Source organism: Providencia sp. JGM181, from assembly GCF_018257375.1.
In the GTDB taxonomy this organism is placed as follows: Bacteria; Pseudomonadota; Gammaproteobacteria; order Enterobacterales; family Enterobacteriaceae; genus Providencia; species Providencia lanzhouensis.
In genome coordinates, this window is the sequence record NZ_JAERJY010000102.1 from 1 (window position 1) to 13,151 (window position 13,151).

11 protein-coding genes and 2 pseudogenes are annotated in these 13,151 nt (G+C 48.5%); 2 read left to right on the top strand and 11 right to left on the bottom strand.

What is annotated here, in order from left to right; all coding sequences use genetic code 11:
• Positions 1-350: 350 nt before the first annotated feature.
• From hycI to JK188_RS12715, 11 genes and pseudogenes are all read right to left on the bottom strand, one after another.
• Positions 351-803, bottom strand: coding sequence for a hydrogenase maturation peptidase HycI (hycI, locus tag JK188_RS17765; protein WP_249215507.1), 453 nt, complete (start codon positions 801-803; stop codon positions 351-353).
• A gap of 105 nt (positions 804-908) precedes the next feature.
• Positions 909-1,328: pseudogene (locus tag JK188_RS17770) on the bottom strand (formate hydrogenlyase maturation HycH family protein); the annotation flags it as partial.
• On the bottom strand, positions 1,321-2,103 hold the full coding sequence (locus JK188_RS12675) for an NADH-quinone oxidoreductase subunit B family protein (protein ID WP_036949181.1): 783 nt from the start codon (positions 2,101-2,103) through the stop codon (positions 1,321-1,323). The gene JK188_RS12675 and the pseudogene JK188_RS17770, both read right to left, overlap by 8 nt.
• Complete coding sequence (gene hyfH, locus JK188_RS12680; protein WP_036949180.1) at positions 2,100-2,651, bottom strand: hydrogenase 4 subunit H; 552 nt, start codon at positions 2,649-2,651, stop codon at positions 2,100-2,102. Before hyfH ends, JK188_RS12675 begins: the two co-directional genes overlap by 4 nt.
• Positions 2,652-2,663: 12 nt before the next feature.
• The gene (locus JK188_RS12685; protein WP_036949178.1) at positions 2,664-4,397 is read right to left on the bottom strand and encodes a hydrogenase large subunit; all 1,734 of its coding nucleotides are present in this window, start codon (positions 4,395-4,397) and stop codon (positions 2,664-2,666) included.
• 1 nt (position 4,398) lies between these two features.
• The gene (locus JK188_RS12690) at positions 4,399-5,979 is read right to left on the bottom strand and encodes a hydrogenase 4 subunit F (protein ID WP_211886926.1); all 1,581 of its coding nucleotides are present in this window, start codon (positions 5,977-5,979) and stop codon (positions 4,399-4,401) included.
• Positions 5,980-5,983: 4 nt separating this feature from the next.
• On the bottom strand, positions 5,984-6,634 hold the full coding sequence (gene hyfE / locus JK188_RS12695) for a hydrogenase 4 membrane subunit (protein ID WP_211886924.1): 651 nt from the start codon (positions 6,632-6,634) through the stop codon (positions 5,984-5,986).
• Positions 6,635-6,646: 12 nt separating this feature from the next.
• Entirely contained in the window at positions 6,647-8,089 is a 1,443-nt protein-coding gene (locus JK188_RS12700) for a hydrogenase 4 subunit D (protein ID WP_211886922.1), read from the bottom strand.
• A 13-nt stretch (positions 8,090-8,102) separates the two neighbouring features.
• Positions 8,103-9,053, bottom strand: coding sequence for a respiratory chain complex I subunit 1 family protein (locus tag JK188_RS12705; protein ID WP_283092630.1), 951 nt, complete (start codon positions 9,051-9,053; stop codon positions 8,103-8,105).
• An 11-nt stretch (positions 9,054-9,064) separates the two neighbouring features.
• Positions 9,065-11,080 carry a hydrogenase 4 subunit B gene (gene hyfB, locus JK188_RS12710; RefSeq protein ID WP_211886920.1) on the bottom strand — a complete coding sequence of 672 codons (2,016 nt, stop codon included), beginning with the start codon at positions 11,078-11,080 and terminating at the stop codon, positions 9,065-9,067.
• A complete protein-coding gene (locus JK188_RS12715) occupies positions 11,080-11,697 on the bottom strand; it encodes a 4Fe-4S dicluster domain-containing protein (protein WP_211886918.1) in 618 nt (205 codons plus the stop codon). Before JK188_RS12715 ends, hyfB begins: the two co-directional genes overlap by 1 nt.
• Before the next feature lie 416 nt (positions 11,698-12,113).
• On the opposite strand from JK188_RS12715, the gene JK188_RS12720 reads away from it, so the two are divergent.
• Together JK188_RS12720 and JK188_RS12725 are read left to right on the top strand one after the other, a co-directional pair.
• Positions 12,114-12,650, top strand: coding sequence for a DUF6998 domain-containing protein (locus JK188_RS12720; RefSeq protein ID WP_211886916.1), 537 nt, complete (start codon positions 12,114-12,116; stop codon positions 12,648-12,650).
• 160 nt (positions 12,651-12,810) lie between these two features.
• Positions 12,811-12,987: pseudogene (locus JK188_RS12725) on the top strand (AraC family transcriptional regulator); the annotation flags it as partial.
• Positions 12,988-13,151: the final 164 nt, after the last annotated feature.

The window sequence follows — 13,151 nt, forward strand, 5'->3', positions numbered from 1 at the left end:
GTTTCTCTTTAGTTTAATACGCATTAATTTCAAAAAAATCATCCTTAATTATGCTTATGCAAAAATAAAGAGCATCATCACTCAACAATACTGAAGAGAAGCGTTTGATAATAGTGATCATGCCCACCTTGGCTGATCACTGAGCCTAACTCCACGCACAAAACGAGTGACGAGTTTAATAATCATATCGATGCCATATTAAACACTGGATTTACGCAGTTTTGGCGAAATAGCCGAATTTGCAGGGTGGGAAGCAGTGCTTTTCAATAAAAACCGCACTGCATCCCTGTAGCGCGGTCTATTTATTCCCTTAACATTCTATCCTTTAAATAAAGGCTTCCAGTCTGCCGTTACTCACCCTCAAATAACCGGAATCCCCCTAACCCTTCCCACGTTGGTAAGGCTTGATAAACTTGCTCGACGGCGGTGACCACTTTGTCATTCATCGGCATATAAAAACCCACTAAATCGGGCTGAATGCCTAAAAAAATGATTTCTCCGACATCCTCTTTTAACTGGTCGATAAGAAAATTCAGCGGCAGGTTATGGGTGCTCATAATAAACATTTCGGCGATATCATCGGGGTCGATAACCCGGATTTCACCGGGTGCTAAACCAATATCCGCAGCATCCACAATTAATAAACGCTGAGGTTTTAACGCTCGCACTTGGTGAGAAACACTTTCAGGACTGCTGCCACCGTTAATTGCCACCCAGTCGTCAATCGGGGTTTGCTGCATCAGGTCGAACAGCATCGGACCTGCGCCGTCATCCCCCATCATGCTATTACCCACCGCCAGCATCAAATTTTGCACGGGTGATGGATTTTTTAAAGGTAATAAATTTTCGGCTGAAGCTTTGGCTTCCATTGAAAAGGAAGGTTGAATTTGTCTGGCGACATCGCTCATCGGCTGCCGTTTCACGATCAAATATATTGCCGGCTCGCGCTCAATTTCACCGAGCAATCGAATCAGTGTGGCGCTCCATGCCTGATAGGGCGAGTTACTGTCTTTAGCGAAACTATCTAATGCTAACGCCAGCATATTAGTGTGGGTAGAATCGATATTAATCTCGCCGAAGGTGATCAAGCCCTGTAATTTGCGACGCGCCTCCCCTTCAGGAAGCGCATTCACCCATGCTTGGAAGCCATCTAACGGGCACTCTAACTCGGTTTTAAGGCAGTCAATCATCCCAACATGGTGACCAATCGCCAGTGAGTAATACATGACTTGCTGCGCATCTTCTGGCACGTCATCGTCACTGTCGACAAACTTCTGGCGCAGTGACCAGAAAATCACTTTCCCCGTTTCAGTCACTGACTCACTCATTGATGCCCCCTTGTTGCAACACGGTCACGAGTCGGTTCACAATCTCACGCAGGCGTGGGTCTTGCTCCTCGTCCATCCATGTTTGCATCGTAGCTTTCACTTGGCTTGGTGTCGCCCCATCGAGCAGGGTCAGGAAGCGATCACTGATTTCTCGACCTTGGTAATACCCTGCTTGGCGGCGCGCTTCACGCTCGATCATCACGCGAGTGGCTAGAGGTATTGATGGCAGTAAAAGCTCCACTTTTTCCCCGTCGGCTTCACGGTGATCTTGCCCAACCAATTTTTGATTCAATAACCCTAATGCCACTGCGAAACCGTAAATCGTGGCAGCTGGCGTTGGCGGGCAACCTGGGATCCACACATCAATCGGCACGATGTGTTCGCTGCCGCCCCAGACACAATACAGATCGTGGAAGATCCCCCCACCACAACCACAAGCCCCATAAGAGATACAGATTTTTGGATCCGGTGCAGATTCATACGCACGCAGTGCAGGCATGCGCATCGCACGGGTAACCGCCCCTGTGAACAGTAAAATATCCGCATGGCGCGGAGACGCCACCACTTTGATCCCGAAACGTTCCGCATCGAAAACGGGGGTGATTGCCGAGAAAATTTCGATTTCACATCCGTTACAACCGCCACAGTCCACGCGATACACATAGGCTGAACGCTTAATATCTTTCAGCAGCGTGCTTTTCAGTTTTGCGACCTGCTCATCGAGCACAATCGGCTGGCTAACGTGATGGTTTACGGGGATATTTGGCAGACTCATGATTTATCTCCCTGAATATGCAAACGAAAGTTCTGACGATCATTATTCAATAAGTTGTTTTTTTGCTTACAGGATGGACAGGTTTCATACATTGGGCGAAGGGCTTCAATACCGCCTTCCTCAATCCCCGATGCCACCATCAGCGCCATGGCATACTCCACGGATTTTTTCGGGGCGAATGCCTCACCGCATTGGCGACAATGTTGCAGGCGGAACGTCCCTTTCATGTACAAATCCGCTTTGTTCATTACTGCGGTTTCAAACTCTTCCGTTAAGTGAATGGCGCGAGTCGGACAAACTTCTTCACAGCGCGCACAATAAATACAGCGACCTAAAAACAGCTGCCAGCGGCGTTCACCACTTTCTAAGTCTGTTTCCATGGTTAATGCATTGGCTGGGCAAGCGGAAATACAAGCGCCACACGCAATACATTGCTGCGGGTCGTATTCCGGTTTGCCTCTAAATCCGTGAGCCACTTCCAGCGGTTTGAACGGGTATTTCACCGTTGCGGTACCCGCATTACGAAGGGTTTTGAAAAGTTTAAACATGGTGTCCCTCCGTTATTTCATAATCGAATGTTTGCGCTCGATACTGTGCTGTTCGAGCTCTTTGTATGCCACGGTTTTCGCTTTGCGTTTTTTCACATCCACCAGCGTTACGCGGTCAGTACAGGAGTAGCAAGGGTCGAGGCTACCGATAATCAATGGCGCATCGGAGACGGTGTTGCCTTGCAGCATATAACGCAGCACTGGCCAGTTCGCGTAAGTGGCAGCACGGCAGCGCCAGCGATACAGTTTTTGGTTATCGCCGAGCATGCTCCAGTGAACATCTTCACCTCGCGGCGCTTCGGTATAGCCCAGTGCAAATTTATGAGGCTGATAGGTAAATCCTTCGGTCAGAATTGGACCTTCCGGCATATTGTCGAGGGCATATTCAATCATCGACAGAGAGTCCAATGTCTCTTTAATACGTACCATCACGCGGGAATAAACATCGCAACCATCTAAGGTGAATAACGTTTTTGGTAAATTGCCATAGTCGGCAAATGGGTGGTCGAAACGTACATCGCGTTTGAAACCGCTGGCGCGGATCATCGGTCCTACTGGGCTGTAATCACGGGCAACTTGTGGATCGAGGCGACCAACACCGACGGTACGCTGCTCCATATTTGGTGTGCTCAGCAGCATATCCACCAGCTGGGTGACATCTTGGCGCATCTCTTTAACCAGCTGAATAGTTTTCACGCGCTGCTCTTTTAAGAAGTCACGACGAACCCCGCCAATTAAGTTGGTACCGTAAGTTTTACGGGCGCCTGTCAGTAATTCCGCCATGGTCATGGATTTTTCACGGACACGGAAAAATTGCATGAAACCGGTATCAAAACCAGTGAAGTGGCTCGCTAAACCGATATTCAGCAAGTGGCTGTGTAAGCGTTCCACTTCCAGTAAAACACTACGAATAGTATGAGCGCGCTGAGGAACATAAATACCTAATGCGTTCTCAACTGAGGTGGTATATGCCACGCTGTGAGTGAAGCCGCAAATACCGCATACGCGATCAGATAAGAAAGTGACTTCGTTGTAGCCCATGCGGGTTTCGGCCAGTTTTTCCATTCCACGATGCACGTAGAACATACGGTAATCCGCATCCACAATACGTTCGCCATCCACAAACAGGCGGAAGTGCCCCGGTTCATCGGAAGTGATATGCAGCGGACCAATTGGTACGATGCGGCTTTGAGTTTTGCTGTCGTTGATAAACTCGTAGGTTTCCGTGTCGGTGGTTGGCGCTGGGCGCTGACGGTAATCCATAGTGTCTTTGCGCAGCGGATACAGGTCTTCCGGCCAATCATCCGGCAGCACTAAACGGCGCTCATCCGGCAAACCCACTGGACGTAAGCCGTACATATCACGGATTTCACGTTCTCCCCACACCGCCGCAGGCACGCGCGGCGTTACGGATGGAAATTCTTGAGTGATTGGGCTGACATAGGCTTTCACCGTCACCCAACATTTTTCCCCCTCTTCCATCGACAGTGCGTAATAAACCGCAAACTGCCCATTTAGAGGACGCTCATCGTTCCCCCACAACACCGGCAACCAACCGCCGCAGCCGTAATAGAGGAATTCCACCACTTCTGGCAGCATCTCGGTTTTGACGGTAATGGTGACTTGGTTGGCGGTTTGCCACTCCTCTTCCAGCATGGCATGAGGAAATTTCTCGCGCACTTTTGCCAGATAGCCCGCGCCTTTGCGAACGCCCTGAAGGGTATCTGTATAATTCTGATAGCTCACGTTATTTCTCCTGCGATGAAGGTTCGGAGGTGCTTGCACCCCACGGCCATTGGTAATTTAAGGTAGCAATTTGGTGGCCGACTGTCGCACTATCTTTGAGCACGATTGTCGCGGCATTTTCCAATAAGCGGCTGACAGGCTGAGGAATATACGTCCCCATCACCAGCATCAGTACAATCAAAATCGCCATTGGTAATGTGGTTAAAATGCCCAGCTCACCACGCGCTACGCACTCTGGTTGTTCGCCAAATAAGGTTTTGGAGATCATGCGGATCAACCCACCCAGCACTACCGTAATTAAGATCAGCACCAGCAAGGTTAGCCAGAAATGATTAGCGACCAGCCCCGCCACCACAATCATAAATTCACTTAAAAAGACGTTGAATGGCGGCATACCGCCCAGTGCTAATGCACCGCCCGCAAACACCACCGCGGTAAATGGCATAGTGCGCAGTAACCCTCTCACCACCGTAATATCGCGAGTGCCATATTTCAGTAAGACATTACCGGAGCCGCAGAACAGCAAGGTTTTACCCAAACTGTGGTTTAAGGTATGCAGCAATGCAGCCAGTACACCCAAAGGTCCACCAATACCTAATGCCACCGCGATCAATCCCATGTTTTCCACACTGGAGTACGCCAGCAAACGTTTCATATCTTTTTGTACCAAGATAAAGAACGCCGCCACCGCCACAGACATTAATCCGAACACTAGCAGTAAGGTTTGCGTAAATTCGCCGCCAATCGATGAAGTCACAATGATGTAGTAACGGATGATAATCAGCAGTGCGCAATTCAGCAGCACCGCAGACAGCAGCGCCGACGTTGGGCTTGGTGCTTCACTGTGCGCATCCGGTAACCATGCGTGCATTGGGAACAGACCCGTTTTGGTACCAAAACCGATTAACACAAATACAAAGGCAAGGTGCATCAGGGTTGGATCGAGAAGGTCGGTATATTTCAGGACTTCTGTCCAGAAGATAGCCATTTCAGGATCCGGCATCACGTTCACCGCATTGGCATACACCAAAATGGTACCGAACAGACCGAACGCCACACCCACGCTACAGATAATGATGTATTTCCACGCTGCTTCCAGTGAAGAGCGCTGACCGTAAATGCCCACTAAAAACGCAGAGCTTAAGGTGGTCGCTTCTACCGCTGCCCACATTAAAATCAGGTTATTACTGGTGATCACCAGCAACATAGTGAACAGAAACAAGTGGAAGAAACCGTAATAGTTACATAAGGTTCCGACACTGATTTCCCCTTCATGCACTTCATGGTTCATATAACCGATGGAGTACAAGCCAGTCAGGAAGCCGACGATTCCCAAGATAGCGAGGAATAACCCAGCGAGACTATCAAGGTGGATCCAGTGCCCTGCCATCAGCAAGTCACCGACTTTATCTATCGTGCCAACCATCCAGAGCGATAAAACCAATAATGCCGTGATCCCAATCGCATGGATCAAGGTGACGGGGATTTTTGCACCGTTACCCAATAAGCGGCAGGCGAACGCCAGCAGTGAAATCACCAGCGGGGTTGCCATCAATAAGGTTAATAACATTGTTTGACTCATCTCATCACCCCTTCAGCGCGGTCAGTTGATCCACGTTCAGTGTGTTGAGCGTGCGATAAATTTTACGAGCCAATACCGCCATAATGATCACCGCAAAAATGGCGTCTGTGGCGATACCAATCTCCACCAGCTCAGGGGCTTTATACGCCAGTAATGCGAGGGTCAGATGGGAACCGTTTTCCATTAAGCAGTAACCAAAGGCTTGCTTGAGAATATTGCGTTGAGTCACGATACACAGCAGCCCCAACATAAAATGCCCAAGAGAAACCGCTAATGCAGGTTTTAAATCCGCCGCCAATGGCAATTGAATTGGCTCGACCACAAACCAGCACAGCACCACAATCACCGCCGCCGCTAGCATTAACCAAGCAGGGCTAATCACCCCGCCGTTCGCGGTTGGGTCGGACAATTTGCGGAAGGCGTAGCCCATAATCAGCGGAACCAAAACCACTTTGGTGGCAAACGCGGTACCTGCCCACATTGCCAATTCAGGTGCATTTAAGGTGTAGGAAAGCGTGCCGAAAATCGCCACTAACACCAGCGACTGCAACGCATAAAACCAACAAGAGACCACCGGCTTTTTCGCGCCGATCACCAGCAGCGACGTGATCATCATCAGCCCTGCTAAATTATTTACAATCATTGAACCAGTCATACTTTCTCTCCCTTAACCGAGCCAGATGACGGCAATAACACTAGAACAGAAGGACATTACGATCAGTAAGCCGATAACCCACTGCATTGTCCAAGGAACTGCGCTGCCGTTTGCCACTTCTTCGCTAGGTTCACCCGGAACTACTTTGCCGAACCAGTACAGTAACCATGCAAAGCTCGCGACAGATTCAATCAGTACCAACACCATAATTGGCGTTAATACCCAGAACTGTTCAGACAGCGCGAAGCCCGCCGCAAAGATAGGGAATTTACTGAAGAAGCCATTCAGTGGTGGGACACCCGCGATGGCCAGTGCCGCCACACAGAAGCCCACACCAAGCAATGGATAGCGTTTTGCCAAACCACGTAAACGCGGCAGCATACGTGTACCGCAGCTATAACTCAGCGCACCTGCTACTAAGAAGAACAGGCTTTTCGCAAAAGCGTGGTTGAAGATATACGCGATACCGCCATCGAAGGCTTCTTTGGAACCGAAAACGGATAAGGATAAAGCGAGGAAGATATACGCCAGCTGCGTGATGGTTGACCATGCCAGCAGACGTTTCATGTCTTTCTGTGGCAGGTACATCATAAAGCCATACACCAGCGTGATGACCGCCATCACGACCCCCACCCAACCAATGATTTCTGGCACATGGGTAGAAGACATCAAGCCACGGGCAAAGATATACACACCCACTTTCACCATAGAGGCGGCGTGTAAGTAAGCACTAACTGGGGTTGGGGCTTCCATCGCATCGGGTAGCCAGGCTTGCAGTGGTAACTGGGCTGATTTACCCCATGCAGCAAATAAAATACCGCCAAACACGATCAAGCTTTGGGATTCACTCAAACGGTCAATGGCGCTCAGAGCAAAGGTACCCGTACTGATAAACAGGGTTGCCGCCGCCATGTATAAGCCGAGTGAGCCAACATGGGTAATGAGCAAAGCTTTCATCGCTGAACGCTGGGATTTTTCAGTTTGGTAGTAACCAATAAGCGCCCAAGAACATCCACCGGTAATTTCGAAGAACACCAATTGCCCTAAGATAGTGGAGGAAAGCACCACTCCCGCCATCGCACCGATAAAGATCAGTAAGAAAGCGTAATAGCGACGAGTGGGTCCATGAGCGTGCTCACGGTTTCCTTCAGTGAGATACCCCGTTGAGTAGAGGCAAATCAAGAAGCCGAGGAACACGACCGCAAACGCAATCAGCGTGCTCACGCCATCCACAGTAAAACCGAACAGCGCGACATCACCCGTCTGAATTAACTCCAGCGTGGTGGCGACCTTGCCACCGTCTAAATAGAGCCAGCCCAGTGCCGCTGTTCCCAAAGATGCCAGCAACGCCACTAAGGTACTTAGCCACGGCGCCAGACGGGTGGGTAGCACACTGACCAGCAACGCCCCGATGAACGGGATTATCAAGGTTGCTAGTGCAATATTCTCTAACATGCTTCGTCGCTCCTTATAGACCGGTGAGGTAGAAGACGAATCCGAGTGCCGCAACACCGAATCCTAACCAAGTCACATGGTGCGTTAATAAGAAACGACCACGAGCCAGACTGTTTTCGACCAGCGACGCCAGTACGAAAATCACCAGTAATTTCACTAGCAGTAATCCCATCGCTAACAATACGCTACCAACGGTAAAAGCACTGGCATTGCCGAATGGGCAGAAAATCGACAGGAACAGAACCGCAACGACCACTTGTTTCAGACCAATGCCCAGTTTCACCATCGCGAATCCTGAACCGGAGTATTCGGTTAATGGGCCTTCTTGCAGCTCTTGCTCCGCTTCTGCCACGTCGAATGGGATTTTGCCCATCTCAATAAATGTCGCGAATCCGCAAGCGAGCAGCGCTAATAACGTGGCAGTTGGAGATACCCAGCCTTCACTCATCGTGGCGCTGATGGTGCCAATATTGGTGGAGCCAGCTATCAGAGCTACGACTAGCAAGCCGAGGAATAACGTCGGTTCCACCAGTACGCCAAGAGTCAGTTCACGGCTGGCACCGATACCCGCAAATGGGCTGCCGGTATCGAGGCCGGAAAGTGAGAAGAAAAAGCGGAATAACGCGAAGATATACAACACGATAATGATGTCGGCTGCGCCACTAAACAGTGACGTGTTCGTGACCACTGGCAATGCCATCGCTAGCAGCAACATGCTGCTCAGCAGCACATACGGCATGATGCGAAAGATAATGCCTGAATCACGCGGCGCCACAGATTGGCGAGTCATCAATTTGATGATGTCGCGATAATCTTGCCAAATTCCGGGACCTTGGCGAGAGTGCATTTTGGCGCGAATTTGACGAGAGATCCCCGTGAAAAAGGGCGTCATCAGCAGTAAAACCACGGCTTGAACGACGGCGAAGATCCCTGTCATCAATGTGGGTGTTTCTTGAATCGACATGGCTTCTCTCCTTACGCCGCAATCACAACAAGCAGCACGATCAAGGCCGCGACTACATACAGGCAATAGAGCCTGAAGTCCCCGCCTTGCAGGCATTGCATGCGTTTTGCTATTCGGTTAATCACGCGAACCAGCGGGTAGATAATTTTCTCATCCCAGAACGGTTCTACCTTCCCTGCCCCCTCTTTCGTCACTTCTAAGGTTTGCGCTAAACGCGCTGAAGGGTCGAGCTGAGCACGCAGGCGATACAGCGGCGCAAACATAGAACGCAGCGGCTGGGTAAAGCCCCCCGCTGATACCGACATCTCTTTTTCCCACGCATAACCACACGCCCATGCGTCCCCTTTACGGCGCGCGTCGAGCTGTTTGCCTTTAAATACCATGTAGATAATCAGTGGGATGATTGGCAGCGCTAGCAACAGGATCAAGGTCATGGCTGGTGAAATCATCGCTTGAGATGCGCTGTTTGGTACCAGCATCGCCCCTTGTGCCACAGTGATATCGGTGGCGTGTGTCAGGGACATTGCCACGTTGGCTAAGACCGGAGCGATATAGGTCGCGCCTACACCTAAAATCACACAGATAGCGGCTAAAATCAGCATCGCGGCAGTCATTGTCCACGGCACTTCGCGAGCATGAGTGGCTTGCTCACTGCGAGCACCACCACAAAAACTGACGCCGTACACTTTCACAAAACACATTGCCGCCAATGCCCCGGTGATGGCTAACATCACAATGGCGATTGGACCGCTGATGCGCATAATAAAAGTGCCTTCGTGACTCATGGAGAATAGCGATTGGTAGGTGTACCACTCACTGACAAAGCCGTTGAGTGGTGGCAGCGCGGAAATCGCCATACAGCCGATTAAAAACGCGGTTGCGGTCAGTGGCATTAATTTGGCTAAGCCGCCCATTTTTTCCATATCGCGGGTATGCACACGGTAGATCACGGCGCCCGCCCCAAGGAACAGTAAGCCTTTGAAGACGGCGTGGTTGAGTAAGTGGTAAATCGCACCGAGCAGACCAATGGTTGCAAGCACTGGCATATTGTTTGCCATGCCGACCATCGCCACACCAACCCCCATCAAGATAATCCCGATATTTTCGACGGTGTGCCATGCGAGTAAGCGTTTGATGTCGTGCTCAGCCAGTGCGTACATAACCCCAAGAACCGAGGAGACTGCACCGAATGCCAGTACCACAATGCCCCACCAGCCTTGAGTGGCACCGAGTAAGTCGATACCTACTTTGATAATCCCGAAGATACCGATTTTTACCATTACACCAGACATTAATGCTGACGCATGAGACGGTGCTGCGGGGTGAGCTTGCGGTAACCAGCTGTGAAGTGGGAGCATCCCTGCTTTGGCACCAAAGCCAAAAAATCCTAATAAGAAAACGATGGATGCCATCGCCGGTGAAAGTGAAAGCTGGCGGAAGGAATCAAAATCTAAGCTGCCACTCTCACGCCACATTAAGAAGAAGGCGATCATAATTAAAATCGAACCGGCGTGGGCAATAAAGAAGTACAGCAGACCCGCACGGATAGATTTGTCATCTTGGTCGGCAATCACTAAGAACCAGGAAGCCAGTGACATCATTTCAAACAGGATGATGAAGTAGAAGGCGTTATCCATCACCACCAAGGCGACCATCGAGGCGATAAACAGGTTCAGGAAGAACCCCATGCTCCATGCGCCGCGACCGCAATATTCTTGAACATAGTTTAAGGAATATAGGGCGCTGACGGTCACCAGCAGCGAAATCACCATCACCATAAAGGCAGCCAGGCTATCGAACCTCACGACAAAATTGGCGAACGGGAATGGGCCTTGGGACAGGTAAGTAAGCACTTCCCCGCTCATTAGCACTGGAATTGAGCTGCATAAGCCCAGCACGCCGCCGATCATGGCAGCAATTCCCGCGACATAAATGGCGAGCTTTTCTTGGCGTTTAAAGAGCAACGAAACAAAGCCACCCACCGCGTAGAAAATCACCGACCATAAAAGTAACTGAAGAGGTGTCATTATGGGTTCTCCCGATCAGCAACAAAAATGTCGAACTCTGGCGGCATGGCATCGACAGATGCGCTGCGGCGTTTGGCACTTTCGTTTTCGAGTTGGTGTTCTTCCACCAGATGGAGGGCATCAGTTGGGCAGACTTTGACACAAGCTGGCCCTTCGTCACTAAAATCACACAGGTCACACTTCACGGCGACATTGCGGATCCCTGCGTTCCACGCCAGGAAAGGGTTCATGGTTGGGAGGCTATCTGGCACGTCTAATAGCATCTCTTTTGGGACATATTGTTCAAAGAAATCAGGTGCATCTACCGGTTTGCTGCCTGACGGTGTGATTGCCCCAAATGGACACACCAAACCACACAGTTTGCAACCAATACACAGGCTTTCATTTAGCACAATCATGTCATTTTCGTGGGTGATGGCATTGACCGGACACACACGCGCACACGGGGCATCGTCACATTGACGACAGAGCATCGGTGCGGTTAGCTCGCCAACTTTGACCACCTTCAGTCTCGGATATGTTTGTAATCCTTGGGCTTTATGCGTTTCTGAGCACGCCGCCATGCAAGTGTTACATCCGATACACAGTTGTGGGTCTGCAATTACAAAGCGATTCATTCGCTTTCCCCTCCAATAAAATCAGTCGGATCTTAAGTTTGTTGCAGACACCTAAGCATTTTTTGTGCCAGAAATAATATTGTTGTTTATCAGTTGGTTGGGATTTTTTGGCGTGGAAGTTCGACAGTAATGACGATGGGGGGGCAATAAAAGAAAAAATAGAATTTAAGTGATGACTAAAGCTTAAAAGTTCAAAAAAGGGGGCTTGTTCATTGCCGCAATCAACTCTCGCCTAACTGGGACTCTACCTAATTGATTGTATAGATCAAAACAACTGTCCCACACGGCTCTTATTCGAGATCCTTTGGGATAGCCATCTTTAATTAAAGTCATAGATTCCTCCATTAATAACCTGAATATTATTTATTCTTAATTTGTGTAGAATTAATGAATAACAGTAGTAATGGAACATCAAAATGAACAATAGTGAATTAATAAAAAAACTTCTGCCTACGCTGGATAATACCGAATTACTTTCAATACATTCAGACGTTTTGCTTGAATTATGCACAAGAAATGTTTTACGCACCCAAAATAATCCAGTAGGTGACTATGCTGAATGGTTAGTTTCCCAAGCATTTGGAATGAAGTTACTGAATAATTCCTATCCTGGAGTTGATGCAATAGATGCTGATGGCCAAAAAGTTCAAATCAAAGCACGCAGAATCACGCCAAATAGCCTTTCTAAACAGTTAAGTGCTTTGCGAAATTATGATGCAACTGAATTTGATTACCTTATTGCTGTCATATTTGATGCGCACTATAACGTCATTGAAGCATATCAAATTCCTCATACCGTCATTGGAGATTATGCTAAATTTAGCAAGCATACGAATGCCCATCTCATCACGTTAAAGGGGGATATTCTTTTAGATGAGAGAGTTCTTGATATTAAAGAAAAAATAATATTAATTACCAAGAACTTACATAACAAGCCACCATTATCAAACTGAAACTTTTCCACTTTTGGCTATTAATTAAGACAGAATAAAACTGAATTAAAAAATCCAGTTTCTTTTCAAAATTGAATGAGATAGCTAACTTTATCATTGTATACATGTTTTAAATAACCAGCCCCAATATCATCGCTGATTGTCCTAATGGTTAACCGTTGCCCGCTTGAATCGCAGCCAAGAACTTCTGGAGAGCTCAGCCTTCTCTATTGAACGCGTGGCTGAATTAGCGGGCTTTCAATCCTCCGTGACATTTAGGCAGGTATTTAAGGATAAGTTTGGGATTAGCCCGATGCAGTGGAGAAAAGTATTTGGTAGCAATAAAAATATTTTATAAACCATAAAAGAAATTATTTTTCATATAAAAAATATAGCCAAGAAATTATTTTTCATATCGATTCATTAATATTTAAATCTATCAAAAAACCCATTAAAAAAAAGAAAAAATATATTCCTCATTATTTTTAAAAATAAAACTGGTAATACCAGAACAGATAAAAA